The organism is Desulfogranum marinum (assembly GCF_016918565.1).
GTDB classification, from domain to species: Bacteria; Desulfobacterota; Desulfobulbia; order Desulfobulbales; family Desulfobulbaceae; genus Desulfogranum; species Desulfogranum marinum.
Window position 1 is genome coordinate 1 of record NZ_JAFFQD010000065.1, and the last position, 17,615, is coordinate 17,615.

General features: G+C 44.7%; 11 protein-coding genes. 6 read left to right on the forward strand and 5 right to left on the reverse strand.

The genetic code is table 11. The features are described 5' to 3' along the window. Positions 1-237: 237 nt before the first annotated feature. Together JWH17_RS21485 and JWH17_RS21490 are read right to left on the reverse strand one after the other, a co-directional pair. Positions 238-564, reverse strand: coding sequence for an MGMT family protein (locus tag JWH17_RS21485; RefSeq protein WP_205224755.1), 327 nt, complete (start codon positions 562-564; stop codon positions 238-240). Between the two features lie 80 nt (positions 565-644). Then, positions 645-1,322, reverse strand: a complete 678-nt coding sequence (locus JWH17_RS21490; RefSeq protein ID WP_332468464.1) for a methylated-DNA--[protein]-cysteine S-methyltransferase — start codon at positions 1,320-1,322, stop codon at positions 645-647. Between the two features lie 390 nt (positions 1,323-1,712). Between JWH17_RS21490 and JWH17_RS21495 the strand changes: the two genes are divergently transcribed. The 4 genes from JWH17_RS21495 to JWH17_RS21510 all read left to right on the forward strand — a co-directional run bounded on the left by JWH17_RS21495 (position 1,713) and on the right by JWH17_RS21510 (position 9,897). Next, entirely contained in the window at positions 1,713-4,517 is a 2,805-nt protein-coding gene (locus tag JWH17_RS21495) for a cache domain-containing protein (protein ID WP_205224756.1), read from the forward strand. A 100-nt stretch (positions 4,518-4,617) separates the two neighbouring features. Then, complete coding sequence (locus tag JWH17_RS21500) at positions 4,618-6,351, forward strand: sigma 54-interacting transcriptional regulator (protein ID WP_232371246.1); 1,734 nt, start codon at positions 4,618-4,620, stop codon at positions 6,349-6,351. A gap of 350 nt (positions 6,352-6,701) precedes the next feature. Continuing rightward, a complete protein-coding gene (gene gabT / locus JWH17_RS21505) occupies positions 6,702-8,012 on the forward strand; it encodes a 4-aminobutyrate--2-oxoglutarate transaminase (protein WP_205224757.1) in 1,311 nt (436 codons plus the stop codon). A gap of 109 nt (positions 8,013-8,121) precedes the next feature. Continuing rightward, on the forward strand, positions 8,122-9,897 hold the full coding sequence (locus tag JWH17_RS21510) for an aldehyde ferredoxin oxidoreductase family protein (protein WP_205224758.1): 1,776 nt from the start codon (positions 8,122-8,124) through the stop codon (positions 9,895-9,897). Between the two features lie 165 nt (positions 9,898-10,062). On the opposite strand, the gene JWH17_RS21515 is transcribed toward JWH17_RS21510, so the two are convergent. The 3 genes from JWH17_RS21515 to JWH17_RS21525 all read right to left on the reverse strand — a co-directional run bounded on the left by JWH17_RS21515 (position 10,063) and on the right by JWH17_RS21525 (position 13,117). Then, the gene (locus JWH17_RS21515; RefSeq protein ID WP_205224759.1) at positions 10,063-11,385 is read right to left on the reverse strand and encodes a TRAP transporter large permease; all 1,323 of its coding nucleotides are present in this window, start codon (positions 11,383-11,385) and stop codon (positions 10,063-10,065) included. Next, the gene (locus JWH17_RS21520) at positions 11,375-11,866 is read right to left on the reverse strand and encodes a TRAP transporter small permease subunit (RefSeq protein ID WP_205224760.1); all 492 of its coding nucleotides are present in this window, start codon (positions 11,864-11,866) and stop codon (positions 11,375-11,377) included. Before JWH17_RS21520 ends, JWH17_RS21515 begins: the two co-directional genes overlap by 11 nt. A 231-nt stretch (positions 11,867-12,097) precedes the next feature. Then, complete coding sequence (locus JWH17_RS21525; protein WP_205224761.1) at positions 12,098-13,117, reverse strand: TRAP transporter substrate-binding protein; 1,020 nt, start codon at positions 13,115-13,117, stop codon at positions 12,098-12,100. A gap of 645 nt (positions 13,118-13,762) precedes the next feature. Here JWH17_RS21525 and JWH17_RS21530 point away from each other — a divergent pair. After that, entirely contained in the window at positions 13,763-15,898 is a 2,136-nt protein-coding gene (locus JWH17_RS21530) for an ATP-binding protein (RefSeq protein WP_205224762.1), read from the forward strand. Then, positions 15,895-17,310: a sigma-54-dependent transcriptional regulator gene (locus JWH17_RS21535; protein WP_205224763.1), complete on the forward strand. Its 1,416-nt coding sequence runs from the start codon at positions 15,895-15,897 to the stop codon at positions 17,308-17,310. Before JWH17_RS21530 ends, JWH17_RS21535 begins: the two co-directional genes overlap by 4 nt. Positions 17,311-17,615 lie beyond the last annotated feature (305 nt).

Sequence of the window (17,615 nt, forward strand, 5' to 3'; positions counted from 1 at the left end):
AGGAATTTTCAAATGACAAGCTGAAAAGGATAGCAAAAGTTTGCTTGCCCTATGAACCGATTGTGTTCGCTGATGCGACTGGCTGCGGCCGCCTTTGAAAAAATTGCTATTTATGGACAGACACTAGTTAATGGGGCCGCAAGAACAAACGAATGTTTTTGGGAACGTGGTGCTCTTTTTTTCAAGAAGACGAGCGTAGCAAGTTGGTTCTTTTTTGGCAAAGCCGAAAACGTTTGCTTACCAGTTATCCGGCAGGGCGTGCCACCGGTATTGATCAAGGTTGATTTTGCCGGTTTCGTCAAAGGCAACCCCTTCATCTTCAAGCAGCATTTTCTGTTGTTCATATCCTTGAAAAGGCTTGAGTGAGATTCGACCTTCTCTGTTAACGATGCGATGCCATGGGAGTTTTTCCGGTTTTGCGCATGTGTGGAGCATTCGGGCTACCTGGCGCGCAGCTTGGGGATTGCCTGCCATTCGAGCAATATCGCCGTAAGTGGAAACGTAGCCGCAGGGGACGGAACGAATAAGTTCTATTATTTGGGTTGTAAATTGCTGTCTGGTCATGCTCGTCGAGCACTCATCCTTTGTATCGACTTGATTTCAGGTACTTGCCTGTGCTGCACATGCTCATTTTTTCATCGCACCTATCGATGTTGCCTCTCGAATTCCAGTAGTTTTCGTTTTATGCTCAGTCCATGGGCAAAACCGGTCAGCGATCCATCTGCACCGATAACCCGGTGGCAGGGAATGATCAGGGGGATTGGATTTTTGCTGTTTGCCATACCCACGGCTCGGCTCGCTTTTTTGTTGCCTATAGCTGCGGCAACTTCTCCATAGGTTCGAACATCGCCGAAAGGAATATCTAAAAGAGCGGTCCATACTTTTTTTTGAAAATCGGTTCCATGTAATTGAAGAGCAACAGCAAAGCTTTGTAAGTTACCTGCAAAGTAGGCCTCAATTTTTTCTTTTGCATCAGCAAAGACGGCTTCATTGCGTATCCAATCATCACCAATGGCAAATGCTCTTTTCCCCTCACCTGTATCCAGATGCAATCCGCATATCCCGTCTTTTGTCCCTGCAAGTATAATTTTACAAACAGGAGTGTCGAATGTGGTGTAAAAGATCATTGATTTATTTCTCCCGGCCTTTGTTCCAGAGACAAAGGGTGGCATAAGTTCTGTATGGTCGCCATTGCTCGACTGTGGAGAGTAATTCTTTTTAGTGGGCACTTCCTCGCCGCGTGTTAACGCTTTGATTACCCCCAGGTCGCAATAAGGAAAACTGTCGATCATTTCCAGCCCCTGCGTGGATACAGAGCTCACTGCCCAGTCCCCGATCTCTTTTTGTACAGGAGTGCCGTCCCTGTATTTTTTTCTGTTTGATGTTTCATTCGAAAAGCTGTGGGGGGCGACGTTCTTCTGAAAACGTATGATATTGCATAGGTCCAATTCTGCAAGCCGATTTCGGGCGGGGCATATAGAGAAGATAATGTGTTCTGGGAATAGTGTGAGTGTATTTTTAATGGAATTGTAAATACTTCTGACTCTGTCAGCTTGACATTTTCTGTGCTGCTCGACATACTTTATGTAGGAGCTGATCTCGAACTAAATTGCTACTGATTGAAGATGCTCTTGAGAGAGCGCAAATTGTGACGAGTTGTCATCGTAGAATGATGTAAATGTTCATTAAGGAGCTTGTTTGGTGCAAAATTCATGAAAAAATCTTCACTGATTAAAACCATTCGCACCGCCATAATTTTTACCTTCATTGCCTTGGCTGTTATTCTGATTGTACTTCATACGGTGAAGGCTATCGGGGAAAGTAAAGCGAGTGAAGACAGAATTCGTCGTGATTTTATTGAAGATCAACGGCGTATGATCAAGGGCCAGGTCGATCGTGTTGTCAATGTTATAGATGATTCTGTCAGGAGCAATCTCTCTCAAGCAAAAGACAACGCCAGGTACCGGGTCAACGAGGCCTCCATGGTTGCCCTGTCCATATACAACCAGCTCAAGGGGAAAGTAGAGGCGAGGGAAATAGAAAGCAGTATCATAGAGGCTCTGCGGCCAATTCGCTTTGATAACGAGTTGGGATACTATTTTATCAGTGATGTTAAAGGATTTGCTCGTTTGATAGCCGGCAATCCTGAGTTTGAGGGGAAAAATCTTATTGATCTTCAGGATGAGAGTGGGCGGTATATCGTGAGGGACATGATCGGTATTGCCCAAACGCAAGGAGAAGGATACTACACCTACAATTGGACAAAACCCAATGAAACTGGTCGGACGCATAGAAAAATATCCTATGTCAAGTATTTAGAGCCTTTAGGATGGTATATCGGGGCCGGCGTGTACCTGGATAAGATTGAAACTTCCCTTCAGCAAATTATTGCTGATTACGTTACCATGAATCGATTCGGCCCCAATAATCAGGGGTATGTTTTTATCAACGAGATCCTCAACATTAATGGTGGCAAGGCTTTTGCCAGAGTATACGCGAACCCTAACCGGCCCAACGATACCGGCAAGCTCATCTCAGACGATTATCAGGATGCGAAAGGAAAGATGTTTCGTCGAGAATTCTTAAAAGGTTTGCGTGAGTACGGAGAATGTTATGTCGATTATTGGTATCGCAAACTCGATGTAAATGAACCGAGACCGAAAACTAGTTATTTCAAGCTTGCTGCGGATGGTAGATTTATGGTTGCTGCCGGCGTTTACCTCGACGATGTGGATGAAGAAATAGAAAAAATGCACGCAACACTGCGGAGCCGGTTGAAAAAAAGTTTTTCCATTATCGGTATGGTTTTCCTGGGCGCGCTTGTGTTGGTGACTCTGCTTTTTAATAAATTGAGTAAAAAAGTGGAAAACGATTTTCGTGTCTTTTCTGATTTTTTCAAAAGGGCTGCAACCACCTCTGATCATATTGCCCGGGAAAAAATTATGTATGGAGAACTGGACCTGCTCGCCGATTCTGCAAACCGAATGCTGGATGATAAAATGGAGGTTGAAGAACAGTTGAGAAACGAGCGGGAACGACTTCGTGTTACCCTTCATTCAATCGGAGATGGCGTGATTGCGACCGATACAAAAGGAACCATCCTGCTCATGAACGGAGTCGCAGCCCAGCTGACAGGTTGGACGGTTTTCGAGGCCATCGGTCGCCATGTTAACGACATTATGGTGATAAAGCAGCCTGGCACATCAGAAAAACAGCCAGTAATAGATCTCGATCACGGCAAGGATCGTCCGGAGCGTATTAGCACCCTTGTGTCGCGGTCAGGGAATGTGCATCACATTGCTGCGAACAGTTCCCCTATCTCTGGGGATAAGGGTGATGTCCTTGGGAAAGTAATAGTGTTTAGGGATGAAACCGAGAATCTTCGCATTGAAGAAGAGCTTTTCAACGCTCAAAAACTTGAGTCGGTTGGTTTTTTAGCAGGGGGAATTGCACACGATTTTAATAACATTCTGGCTGGAATATTCGGTAATATCGAACTTGCGAAAAAGGAAATCAGGCAGAGTGATAAAGCCTTCCCATATATTCAGATGGCTCATGAATCACTGCAACGTGCCAAGAGCCTGACTTCGCAGCTGCTTACTTTTGCCAAAGGTGGGGACCCGATTATCGAAACGGTTGATCTTAAGCAGATGATCAGGGAGGTCGTCTCTTTTAATTTGAGCGGTAGCCCTGTAAGAGCAGAATATGATATCCCTGAAAATATCTGGCCGGTCCATGCCGACGACGGTCAAATCTCTCAGGTCATCGCCAATCTGGTCATCAATGCCAAGCAGGCTATGACAAGCGGAGGCACTTTGACAATTCGCACCGCAAACGTTGAGGCGGCTGATTCCATGCTCAATACCGACAGTGTACGGCTGGAAATTGAGGATACAGGTACGGGAATGGCTGAGGACGTCGTCGCACGTATCTTTGATCCGTATTTCAGCACTAAAGAGACAGGGCGCGGGCTTGGGCTCTCGATGGTTCATTCCATAGTGGAGAAGCACCTGGGCCGGATATGTGTGGATTCAACGCTGGGCAAAGGCACTGTTTTTGTCATTTACCTTCCTGCCGAGAAAACAAAAGGCGCTCCCCCTATAGAAAACGCTCAGCTAACTGAAGAGATAGCCTCCATCCCTCAGCTGAAAATATTAGTAGTAGACGACGAGGTTGTTCAATTGGTGCTGTCTGAGATGTTGCAACTCCTTGACCAAAAGGTCGAACAGGCCAGTGAAGGGGAGGCGGGCGTACAAAAATACATCCAGGCGTTTCGGCAGGGTATCCCCTACGATATTATTCTGCAGGATCTCACTCTCCCTGGTGGTAAAGGTGGTAAGGAAACAGCGCAAGAAATACTTGCATTTGATCCTGAGGCAAGAATCATAGCCATAAGTGGTTACGCAAACGACCCGATTATGGCACAGTACAGGCAATATGGTTTCAGTGGACGAATTGCTAAGCCATTCAAGCTGAGGGAACTTGAAAAAGAAATTATGAGGGTATTTAATCTGTGACAATAGAGGATAGTGGAGACCGGAGATGATTCGCAGGTTGAAGCTACTTAGAGGATAGCTGCGTAGATGTACTATTTGTTTTCATTGATGGTGGTCAGAGATGTATGAGAAAGTAAATTGTGAGGATATTTTTCAATTCACAAATATCAGTATTGTTGTAATTGATCCAAAAGGGTGCATATCTCACATAAACCGTAACGCTATGATATTGCTCAATCTGAATATCGACGCTCATCTCGATAAAGAATTAGCAAGCGTTCTTTCGTTTTTAAAACGACCACTCAGCGATTTTTTCAGTAACAAAAAGCAAATTAGAGGGTATCAGGTTCAGGGGTCGCAGGCACAGCTGGTTCTGGATATAAATCCCGTCTTCAAGCAGGACCAATTTGCAGGGGCTGTTTGTATTTTTCAGAAGTTTGAAAAATATGCTCAAAAAACTGACTCGTTTAAAATAATTAATCGCCAGTTAGAAAGAATAATTGATTCGTCATCAGATGGCATATGGGTTTGCGACGGTAAGGGAGAGGTCATCAGTCTTAATAAGGCGTCAGAGGCACTCAATGGCATAAAGTGTGATAAGGTGATAGGGCGCAATGTACAGGATTTATTGGATAATAAAGTTTTTGATCAGTCAGTGACTACCCAGGTGCTGGAGAGTGGCAATCGCGAAACAATAATGCAATATATTGCAAAAACCAAAAAGTTTCTCCTTTCCACAGGTACTCCGGCATTTGATGAAAATGGTGATATCGCACTCATTGTTGTTAATGAAAGGGACATAACCGAACTCAACACCCTACGTAAAGAATATGAGCAGAGTCAGAAGATAAGAGAAAAGTACAAAGAAGAACTCTCTGAACTGGCTTTGCTGGAGTTGCAAAATAATCCCATCATTGCTGAAAGCCCTGGAATGAGAAGCATCTTGCAGATGTCCTTAAAGCTTGCTCACCTTGGTGCATCCAATATTCTCATTTTGGGGGAGTCTGGTACGGGCAAGAGCATGTTGTCCAAAATGATTCACAAAAACAGCAGCAGGCGCAAAAATCCATTTGTTGAAATTAACTGCGCTGCATTACCCGAAAGTCTGCTTGAAGTAGAGCTTTTTGGATACGAAAAAGGAGCCTTCACCGGTGCGAACTCCAAAGGGAAAGTGGGGTTGTTTGAAATGGCTCATGGTGGAACCCTTTTTCTCGATGAAATAGGCGATATGCCTTTGCTTTTGCAAGCCAAACTGCTCAAGTATTTAGATAACCATGAAATTAGGCGAGTCGGTGGTACCGATGTGTTTCACGTTGAATGCTCCGTGATTGCGGCTACGAATCAGGATTTGCATGAGCTGGTGAAACAAAAACTTTTTCGAGAGGATCTCTATTACAGGTTAAATAGTTTTATTCTCAAAATTCCGCCCCTCCGGGAAAGGACATCAGACATATCCGGCCTGATTCGATTTTATCTGGAGAAATTTAATACCAAGTACAACTGCAATAAAAAAATCAATTCCCAGACTATGCAGTATCTGTTGCAGTATGCCTTTCCTGGAAATGTGAGAGAGTTGAAGAGTATTGTGGAAAATGTTGTCGTCATGGATGAACGTAGCAATGTTGATGAATTTGTCAGGGGAAGTCTTGGCGGGAATGAGCCGGCATATTCCAATCTGCTGCTTGCTGGAGCCGATAGCCATGACTTCAACCTTTCCAATGCGCTCCAAAAAGTTGAGAAAGCGCTGCTTATTCGTACCAAAAAAGAATTCACCACTACCAGGGAAATGGCTAAACATCTTGGTATTAGCCAGCCTTCGGTTGTTCGCAAGTTAAAGCAGTATAATATTGCTTAGATTCGTTATTTGCTCTTTTCATAAGGCGTGGCGCGTTGACGATTCATTCCTGGATCAAACCAGGGGCGGATAAGGGGGAGCTATAGTTAATGTCATGCGATATTCACGTTGTTAGATCTATTTTTGAATCATTTTTCTCGTTTTTCGTCAAATGTCGCCGTTATTGATCTATAAATGGATCGATCTCTGCGCCTTGCTCTGTATCTTTTCGCTTATCTATCTATTTTTATAAGTAAAAATAGTTTTTTCCGTTGTTGGCGTCAAATTTGCTTTTCTTTCGATACAAAAAGAACGGCAATGCAAGTCATTTTGGCAAAATATTAACAATTCATAAACGGAGAAAAAGCAACATGGACTCTTTTACAACCAACGCTGCAATCAAAGAGGTGCGCGACAAATATATGGCTAAAGGAACTGCCAGCGGCACTGATGCATATGTGTCGCACGCTAAAGGTGCAGTTATCACAGATGTAGAAGGTAACGAGTATATTGATTTTGCTGGTGGTATCGCTGTGATGAACGTTGGGCACTCACACCCAAAGGTCGTTAAAGCGATTCAGGATCAGGCTGAGAAGTTCACCCACACTTGCTTTATGGTTTCACCATATGATTCCGCAGTAAAGCTTAGCCAAAAGTTGTGTGAAGCTGTTCCTGGTGATTCCCCCAAGGCGGCGATGTTTGTCAATAGTGGTGCAGAAGCAGTTGAGAATGCAGTGAAAATAGCAAGGTACTACACGCAGAAGCAGGGAATTATTGCTTTTGATGGTGCCTTCCATGGGCGTACTTTAATGGGGATGACGCTTACCTCCAAGGTGAAGCCATACAAATTCGGCCTTGGTCCATTTGCGCCGGAAGTCTACAGAATGCCTTTCGCCAACTGCTACAGGTGCCCTTTCAACCAGGAATACCCAGGTTGTAAGGTGCAATGCGCAGATCATCTTGAGCATATTTTCATCAACACCGTTGCTGCTGAGCAAACGGCAGCAGTCCTTGTCGAACCCGTGCAGGGTGAAGGCGGTTTTATTGCACCTCCTAAAGAATACTTCCAGAAACTCAAAGCAATCTGTGAGAAAAATAATGTTTTACTGATTGCGGATGAAATTCAATCCGGCATGGGGAGAACAGGTCACATGTTCGCCATGGAGCATTATGGCATTGAAGCAGATATTACAACCGTCGCCAAAAGCCTGGCTGCAGGCATGCCGTTAAGTGCCGTTGTCGGGAAAAAGGAAATAATGGACGCTGTACATCCATCCGGCATTGGCGGAACCTATGGAGGGAATCCGATTTGCTGTGAGGCAGGGCTGGCAGTTTTTGATATATTTGAATCTGAAAACCTTCTTGAAAAAGCTGTAGAGCTCGGAGTGACTCTGGACAACAGATTTAAAAGACTGCAGGAAAAATTCAGTATTATAGGGGATGTTCGCGGTCTCGGTCCCATGATTGCCATGGAGCTCGTCAAAGACAGACAGGAAAAAACTCCAGCTGCTGATGAAACCAAAGCGCTTGTGAAATATTGTCTTGAGCGAGGCTTGCTTATATTGGCCTGTGGTACCTACGGCAATGTGATTAGATTTCTGATGCCGCTGGTCATCACCGATGAGCAGCTTAATCAAGGTTTGGAAATTTTAGAAGATGGATTTGCCGCGATCTGCCAGTAACCGTCAACTGCTGTTCGGGTAATTCGGCCCCGTTTCAGCTTCTTAATATATTAGGAGTGGGAACGGGGCGGCGATGAGTTATTCGGCGCAATCATATATGGAAATACACATGTACGGATTTTATAATCGTATCCTGACGATAAATTTAAGCACAAATGACTTTGTCGTCGAGCAATTATCCGACGAGATACTCAGCAAGTGTTTGGGGGGAAAGGGACTTGCAACACAGCTGCTCCTGGATCGCAATCCGCCAGGCGTTGACCCTCTATCGCCTGATAATCATCTCATCTTTGCCACAGGGCCGTTTTGTGGCGGGCGTTTATGGGGTGGAAGTCGTTATGGTGTTTTTACCAAGTCACCTCTTACCGGTTTTTATACCGAATCTTACTCAGGTGGAAGGGTACCTGAAGCAATAGATTCTGCGGGCTTTGATGCAATTATTCTGGTGGGCAAAGCTTCTCAGCCGACAGCATTGACGATTCATCCCGAGGGCGTAGACTTTCATGACGCAGCAGATTTATGGGGGATGGAGACTTTTGCTGCAGAGGAAGAAGCTCTCTACAGATTTTCACTCGACCGGGAAGGGTATCGAAAACCTGGGGCTGTCGTCATCGGCCCTGCTGGTGAAAAGCTGGTGAATTTTGCCATTATTGCCAATGATAAGTGGCGATGCGCCGGCAGAACCGGTGTTGGCACAGTGTTTGGTTCTAAACATCTGAAGGCGATTGTTTTTCAGGGGGATCGCAAGCGCGAGTATGCTGATCAGGAGGGAGTGGCTGAATATGCCAAGGCTTTTTCCAAGGAGCATATGCAGAATCCGGGGGTTAAGGCTTATCGTAAAATGGGAACTACTCTCATGGTCGGCCTTATGAATACGGCAGGAGCATTTCCGGCAAAATACTGGAATCAGGGCTCATGCGAACACTGGGAGAAAATTGGTGGCGAAGCCTACCATGAAGAAAATGAGGTCAAACCCCATGCCTGTGCAAAGTGTTTTATGGCTTGTGGCCGCTTAACAAAAATCTCCAAAGGACGGCATAAGGATCTGCAGCTTGAGGGTCCGGAGTATGAGACAATCTATTCTTTTGGCGGACTATGCATGATAGAGGAGATGGAAGAGGTCGCCTATCTCAATGATCTGTGTGATCGGGTAGGAATAGATACCATCACAGCAGGCAATCTGTGCGGGTTGATAATGGAAGGAAAAGCGCAGGGGCGTATTGATTATGATATCGAGTACGGCAATGCCGACCAGGTAATAGCGCTGATTGAGAAAATAGCAGCCAGAGATGGAATAGGCGATATTATCGCAGATGGCATCATCCCAACATCACAGCACTTTGGGGTTGAAGACTTGGCCATACATGTCAAGGGGCTGGAGCCTGCAGGATATGATCCCCGAAAGCTGAAAGGAATGGGGCTTACCTTTGGTACTTCTCCCCGTGGGGCCTGCCATCTGCGTACAACATTTTATAAGCCGGAACTTGCGGGCTGGATACCTCCAGAAGAGATCAAGGGAAAAGCTGAAATGCTGATCGATTATGAAGATAGACTGAATATTTTCGATACCTTGACGCTTTGTCGGTTCTATAGAGACCTTTATACCTGGGAAGAACTTGAAAAGTCGATCAGCTTAGTGACCGGCCTGGAAGCTTCGCAGGAAATGCTCAAGGAAATTGCAGCATATATTCTTGATTTGACCAAAAAATACAACCTTCAGGAGGGACTCCGGCCTGAAGATGATCGATTACCGAAAAGGCTGCATAAGAAAATTCTCCCAGAAGGCAGTTCACTCGCTGCTGATGAAATGGAGTATATGCTGCAGGATTACTACCAGCTGAGAGGATGGAACCGTGATGGTGTTCCTCCAAGTGACGCCATGTGATATCAGGCTGCCTCAAGAATACATCTTAATATATTTCTTAAGGCAGCCCATACTCACGGCGCGAACGGCGAGGAGATATCTCTGACCCTGATTTTTCCTGAACACTTACCTGAGAAAAGAGAAGCAGTTCTCGAAAAAGTGTTCAAGGGAAAATAAAAACAACGCTTACCCCATGATTTTGGTTGGCAACCAAAGAATGATTTGGGGAAAGAGCATGCAGGTAATTAATACAATCAGGTTGACCGTTATAAATGGTAACACAGATCGATAAATTGTCCCCATGCCAACGCCCTGCGGTGCGATTCCTTTCAGATAAAAAAGGGCAAAACCGTAGGGTGGAGTCTGCACGGCAATAAGAATATTAAGAATCATCAACACCCCAAACCAGATGGGATCATATCCGAGAGAAACGGCGATTGGGGTGAAAAGAGGGGCGCACATTAAAACAATGATAAACTCATCAATGATAAACCCAAGCAGCAGCATAATCACTTGGAACATGATGATAATCATTAACGGTGGCAGGTTAAGATTCAGTGCAAAGTCAGAGACCATTGACTGTACCCCCATCAGTAAATGAAAATTACTGAAAACTGAAGCACCAAAAATGATCCACATCGCAACGCTCACCAGCATAGAAGTCTGCAAGCCGACATTCAGAAACATTTTTACCTTAAAGCGCTTGAAGATAATCGACAGCAGTATAGCCCCGACAACTCCAATAGCTCCGGATTCTGTCGGAGTAGCTATGCCGGTAATGATACTTCCCAGGACAACAACGATGAGCAGCATGGCGAGAAAACCATCTCGTGCAACAGAAAGCTTTTCCCCGAGCGGTCTCTTTTGATTAGCAGTGTCCGAATCAAGAATAGGGGCTTTCTTTGGATTTATTTTGCAGCTTATGATGACATATGCAATCAATAATGAAACCGTCAGAAGAGCCGGCATCATTGCACCAATAAACATTTTTCCTATTGAATTATGCGTTGCTGCAGCAAACATAATCATAGGGATGCTTGGCGGAATAAGAATGCCCAATGCCCCGCCGGCCATAATGACTCCCAGAGCAAGTCGTTCGTCATACCCCCTGTCCAGCATCGGTTTTAAGGCAATACTGCCGGAAGTCATAATGCCGGCACCAATGATGCCGACCATTGCGCCAATCATTGAGCATACAACAATAACACTGATTGCCAGCGAGCCTTTAATTTTGCCGATGACCATTTGGCTGGCATCAAACATGGCATCGCCGATGCCGGATTTGGTAAAAAACTGGCCCATGTAGATATACAGAGGAATGGCGAGGAGGATAAAACTGAAATATGTTGATTCAATGGTAGTGGGGATGACATTAAAAACGGCATCGCCCCAGGTGAAATACCCTACTCCCATTGCGATACCGCCCAGCGCCAGGCCAACCGGTGCTCCAAGAGCAAAGAAAATAAAAATACATCCCAGCAGGATTACAGTAAGAGCTTCAATTCCCATCGTTATTCTCCGCTTTCGTGCAACTGATTTCCAGGCCTTTTTCCATCACCAGTTGCTCTCCCGTCATCAGGAAAAAGGCATTGCTAATTATGTCTCGTGCTAACTGCAGTATAAAAAGAGAGCAGGAGAAAATGGTCATTAACCAGAAATGATGCATGAGTGGTGCCCACTCACTCTGTCTGCGGGTACCGAAGTTGATGGCATCCTGATATTTGTCGAAACACACATAGACAATCAAAACGAGGAAGAATATTCCCAGAGAAAATGATATTACATCAAACACACACCGAGTCCTGTGTGAAACCTTTTTGTAGAGGATGTCGACCGTAATATGCCCTTTTTTCTGGTGGGCCAGTGCGCCACCCAGGATTGCGATATAACCAAACAGGAAGAGAGAAAGATCAAATGCCCAGACGGTTGGACGATTGAGGAAATACCTGGAAAAAACTTCAAAAGAAACAACAAATGCGAGTATAGGCATTAGGATTGACGTCGCATAGCCTACCAGTTTAACTATCAAGTCAACCTTATTACAATACAATCGCAAAAGTGATACGAACATAGCGATACCTACATTTAATTGGAGGACGAGTCTCAAGTGCTCAGACGCATTCTCAGTACATGAGTATCTCGGTGCGAGCCGGGGTTCTCATCAGTTCAGGCGACCTTGCGAGAGTGTTGTGTAAGGTCGCCTTGAGAGTGAACAAAGAGATTAATTTTTCTTCAGTATGTCGATCAACTGCTTGCTGTATTTGTCGGCAGCTGCATACTCATCCCACAGGGTTTCACCTGCTTTTTTCCACGCAAGTTTGTCGCTCTCGCTTGGCTCGGGGCTCCATTTCATCCCTTTTTCCTGCATTTCCGCTACTGCCTCTGCTTCCCATTCCCTTGATTTTTCGAGCTGGTTTTTTGCATGTAGTACGGTTGCCTCCATTACAGCGGTTTTGAGATCATCTGAAAGTTTATTCCAGGCCTTCTGATTGACCAGCATGGAAAGAACCTGCGCACCGGCAAGTGGGAGCGGGTACATGTAGGTTGCAACCTCAACGTGGTTACCGTCGCGATGATCAATCATGTTGCTACCAATAGCGCCATCAATTACACCGGTAGCAAGACTGGTATAAATTTCACCCCAGGCAAGAGATACAGGGGACGCTCCAAGATTGCGGAGGAATTTGCCATACGCGCCCGGAGCACGGATTTTCAACCCTTTGAAGTCTTCAATTGAATTAATGGGTGTTTTGGTAAGCACATAGACAGGAGGCTGTATATACTGTTCAAGAGGGACGAGGCCATGTTCTCCATATGCTTTCTGGAGAATTGGGTTCCAGCCTTTTTCGTGAAACAGGGAATACAGCTCGTCTGTATCGTCTGTACCGCCGGGCAAGCCAATTTCAACTATTCCCGCAGGAAATTCGCCGGCGTGCATTGATTGAAAAGAGGCTGCCATGGTTATCAAACCGGATTTTACAGCACCAAATAAACCGCTTGTCCCTACGCCTTCGCCTGAATAAAGGACCTGAACCTTTATTTCGCCATTAGACAATCTCTCGATATCCCTGCCTAACTGCTCGTACAGTGCACCAAAGGCTGTGCCTCGGCCATAGAGATTTGCAAAACGCCAGTTGTACTTTGCCGCCGAAGCATCATTGGCAGCAATACCAAAACTCAACCCTATGAGTAGGGCTGAGCAGAGGATTTTACTTGTTGCACCTAACAGTTTTTTTAGCATGTTCATCTCCTTTTTCTTTAAAAGATACGTGAAACAGACCCTGCCATCAGAGCCTGTCTTGAGGGTTCTCTTTACCTGTGCTACATCAGGGAGGGGGAACAACTCCGAACTTTATCACAACAACAAGGAAAACCACGGAGTGTGAAAATATGTTTCATTTCCAAGGTTCTGAGGGGAAACAGCAAGTTATATGCCAAAGGATTGGCGAGTGGCTCTGTGACAGAGGGTATGGTGAAAAAAGCAAAGAAAAAGAGTCTTTGTTACTGATTTTTCGGAGGAGAATGTCAACCTTTTTGTCAACCATGGTTGACGTTGTTAATTTTGGTTGACGCCTTCCATCCGGAAATACCTTTTAAAGCACCCAGACAGTAAAAATGTGCGTCAACCAATTGTACGCGAGGTACCGCTCTGTGATGCAGGTTATTGCCTTGCCGGCACTACACACCAGGTTAATGTTGCATCATTTTCGGTAAGGGCTTGAATCACCGTTGTAAAAGAACACTGTGTTTGTGGCTTAGGTGTTGCAAATGTGAATGGTGGTTAGAGAGATAGTGTGTTTGCAGGCAGCATCTACGTTGTGCGCCAGGTTCCAGCAGATATTTTTTTCCAGCTCGAGACAGAGCTGAAAGTACGAAAAGAGGCGAAATGTTTCAAACCAGACAAGCCATACAGATAATAGCGGTGCTGGCAATAGTCATACTCGTTGCCGTGGTGTTCAATTATCACATAACACGTAACGTTATTGAGGACACAATTGTTAAGCATCAGCAGGAAACTGCAACAAAAGCCGCAGATACTGTTGAGATATGGATGTCGCAGCAGAAAAAAATCTTACAAGCAACGGTTGCCTCTATACCGCTTGATAGGATCGGCCATAATCAGCAAACATACGGCCCCTTGAAAATGGCTATGAAGGCCGGTCATTTCAGTGATGTCTATATCGGCAAAGAAAACAATGGGCATCTTGTTGATGGTGCGGGGTGGCTTGGCTCACTTTCGTACGATCCACGCTTGCGGCCATGGTACAGGCACGCTGTAGAAAAGGGAGAGGTAAGTTTTACAACGCCATATATAGATCTTGTTACCGATGCACTGGTAATTGCGATGGTGGAACCACTTGTACTAAACGATGAGTTGATAGGGGTGATAGGCGCTGATACTGTTCTCGATACCCTGGAACAAAATGTTTTGAAACTCAAGATCAGTCGGCACAGTTTTGCTTTCATTGTCGAGCGTGGTGGAACCATACTTGTCCATCCCAACAGGGAGTATGTGATGAGGCAGAGCCTGTTTGAAATTGAGAAGGACTTGAAAAATAAGATAGTCGAGTTTAGTGGGGATGAGCCAAGCAGTATCAGGTTCAAGTCGTACAATGATCAGGACCATATCATTTCATATAAAAGAATTTCCAATTCAAGTTGGTTTTTGTGTGTGGTGGCCCCATATGAAGAGGCCCAAAAGTTAGCGCAGGAAAACACCATGATTTTTGCTATTGAGCTCACTTTGAGAGTATTGGGCTTCTTCGCCTTGGTTGGTGTTGCCTGTGTGCTCGGCAGCGGTATGGTGGTTTTTATCCTGAGCAAAAGATATATCTCAACTGTACAGCAACATAAAAACGAAATAACAGGAATAACCAAAGACTTGAAATGGAATATTTTAAAAAGAAAAGAGGTGAAAACCTACTATCAAACGCTTTTTAATGTTGCCAACGATGCAATACTGATCAGTAAGGATTTAAAAATTGCAGAATGTAACCTAAAAACCGAAGAAATATTTGCACTACCCAAGGAACACTTATTAAAGGCAACATTGCTGGACATTTCACCGACCTATCAACCGGATCGTTCTTTGAGCGCAGAGCGAATCGCGAAAATAGTCAAATGTTCCCAAAAAGGAGAACAGCAGTTTTTCCGGTGGTCTTTTTTACGAAATGATGGCACTGAATTCCCAGCATCTGTCAATCTCAAATCATTTACCTTGGAAAATGAAGAGGTATTGCTGCTCAGTATTCGAGATATTTCAAAACGTGTTGATGCTGAAGCACAGCTGATGCAGGCACAGAAGATGGCTGCGGTGGGAGAGATGCTTGGTATTATTGCTCATCAATGGAGGCAGCCATTAAATACTCTTTCAACCTATATATCTAGCCTGCAGGCTGCCCAGTATAACAACATGGTGACAAAGTCGTTTGTCGAAAAACTTGTTTCAGGGGCCGATGGTCAGATCAAGTTCATGTCAAAAACGATTGATGATTTTCGTAACTTTTTTAGACCTTCCAAGACCAAAGGATATATAGATGTTTTTGATGTAATCATCAGCTCTGTGAAGATCATGGAGGCCCAAATCAAAAATGCTGATATCAAGTTGACAGTGAAAAATGCAGCAGGGGTCAAACAGCTCACAGTTTTTGGGTATATGAGTGAGTTTGTGCATGTCCTGGTCAATATCATTGTTAATGCCAGAGATGCACTGCAGGAGAAGGAAGTGGCTTCAAGCGAATCTTTTCAGAAGAAAATTGATATCCTGGTGAAGAGCGATGATGAGTTCGTCTATATCACCATCACAGATAATGGTTCCGGTATTCCAGAAGATATTTTACCTCATATATTCAACCCTTATTACACCACTAAATCTTCTCAATCAGGAACAGGAGTGGGCCTGTATATGTCCAAAATGATAGTTGAAAAAGAGATGGGCGGTCAATTGTCTGCCCAAAACCAAGACGGCACCACCCAATTTTTGATCAAGCTGAAAAGGGTGCAGAGGGAGAGCAAGCAATGATTACTGCAGAAATGAAGAACAGTCATGTCCTTCTTGTTGACGATGAGCAATCCGAGTTGGATGCCTATAGTCTGCTGCTAAGTTCCATGGGAGTGAAAAATGTCGTAACTTTAAGCGATAGTAGTGTTGTTTCCGAGACCTTGGATTCAATGCAGGCTTCCATTGTCTTTTTGGATCTGAATATGCCAAAGGTCAGTGGTATGGATGTCCTTAAGGAGTTGCGTGCTAACAAACCTCACATTCCTGTGGTTATCATTACCGCAAATTCTGAAATTGAGACTGCCGTTGAATGTCTGAAACTCGGCGCTCATGACTATCTTGTAAAACCCATTGATCTGAAAACATTTAGCTCTGCGCTTCGCAATGCTCTTGAAATCGGATTGCTTCGTAATGAAGTCCTTTCTCTTAAGGGTATTCATTTTGATCGGCTTCCGAAAACCAATAAAGCTTTCGAACCGATCATTACATGCAGTGCAGGCATGCAGTCGATATTTAATTATATCGATGCAATAGCAACAAGCGGCATGCCCACCCTGATTTTGGGTGAGACCGGATCTGGAAAGGAGTTGCTTGCCAAGGCTATTCATGAACTGAGTAATCTACCCGGAGAATTCGTTGCAGTTGATGCTTCAGGGCTGGATGATAACCTCTTTTCAGACACATTGTTTGGTCACAAAAAAGGAGCATACACAGGGGCGGATCATCAACGACCAGGCATGATTGAGAAGGCAAAAAACGGGACACTGTTTCTCGATGAAATTGGTGATCTCGCAGAGGCTTCCCAAGTAAAATTACTTCGTTTGCTGCAGGAGAATATCTACTACCCTTTAGGAACGGACCAGCCGCACCAGTGCAACGCACGAATCATAACCGCAGCCAATAAGGATTTGACGAAACTTGCCGGACAGGAAGGTGAGTTCAGAATGGATCTTTACTATCGGCTCAGCACTCACCTCATAAAGGTCCCACCACTGCGGGAACGACGGGAAGACATTCCAATGTTGGTCACTCACCTTTTGCAACAAGCTGCTTCGGCAATGAATAAAAAGGTACCGAGTGTGAGTGATACAGTTGTGGACACACTCTGTCGGCATCCTTTTTTTGGTAATGTCAGGGAGCTGAAAGCGTATATATTTGATGCGGTAGCACTTTGCGAGTTTGATAGAATTGAAGATGAAGTCATCCTTGAAAGACTAGCTGATGCAGTCACCATAAGGAAAAACGATCAATCCCCAAACTACAGCAATCCGCTTGAATCTATTTTTGGCTACTTTCCCACGCTTACGGAATTAAATGACTATGCTGTTGCACTGGCACTGGCATCTGCGGATAACAACCAGAGTCAGGCTGCTCGTTTGCTTGGTATCTCAAGACAGGCGCTGCACAAGAGAATTAAAAAGAATACCTCCTGACAGCATCCTTTGATTGTGCTGTAAATAGTGAAGTCGTCCTTAAGGTGCCTTTCTTGGTTATGGCAGGAGTGGGCCGCAGCCTGTGCCTCTACCAGCTATAGGGTTTCTCGAATAATTACTACAGCAAAACAAGCGCAAATAGTGTTTTAACTGTCTGAAATATTGATATTATGTTATACTTTTCCATCATCTTCTAAGCCGTTTTTTACTTGATGGAGCCGATATGTTTCAGCCAGGATTCTTCGACCTTGATAATCGGATGCGTAAAATCGACAGCAACGGTGACCCTCTTACCAAAATTAATC

Coding starts and splice junctions, on each gene's coding strand:
- JWH17_RS21535 (WP_205224763.1), top strand. CDS start 15,895: ATGATTACTGCAGAAATGAAGAACAGTCATGTCCTTCTTGTTGACGAT.
- JWH17_RS21530 (WP_205224762.1), top strand. CDS start 13,763: ATGTTTCAAACCAGACAAGCCATACAGATAATAGCGGTGCTGGCAATA.
- JWH17_RS21500 (WP_232371246.1), top strand. CDS start 4,618: ATGTATGAGAAAGTAAATTGTGAGGATATTTTTCAATTCACAAATATC.
- JWH17_RS21520 (WP_205224760.1), bottom strand. CDS start 11,866: ATGCCTATACTCGCATTTGTTGTTTCTTTTGAAGTTTTTTCCAGGTAT.
- gabT (WP_205224757.1), top strand. CDS start 6,702: ATGGACTCTTTTACAACCAACGCTGCAATCAAAGAGGTGCGCGACAAA.
- JWH17_RS21495 (WP_205224756.1), top strand. CDS start 1,713: ATGAAAAAATCTTCACTGATTAAAACCATTCGCACCGCCATAATTTTT.
- JWH17_RS21525 (WP_205224761.1), bottom strand. CDS start 13,117: ATGCTAAAAAAACTGTTAGGTGCAACAAGTAAAATCCTCTGCTCAGCC.
- JWH17_RS21485 (WP_205224755.1), bottom strand. CDS start 564: ATGACCAGACAGCAATTTACAACCCAAATAATAGAACTTATTCGTTCC.
- JWH17_RS21510 (WP_205224758.1), top strand. CDS start 8,122: ATGTACGGATTTTATAATCGTATCCTGACGATAAATTTAAGCACAAAT.
- JWH17_RS21515 (WP_205224759.1), bottom strand. CDS start 11,385: ATGGGAATTGAAGCTCTTACTGTAATCCTGCTGGGATGTATTTTTATT.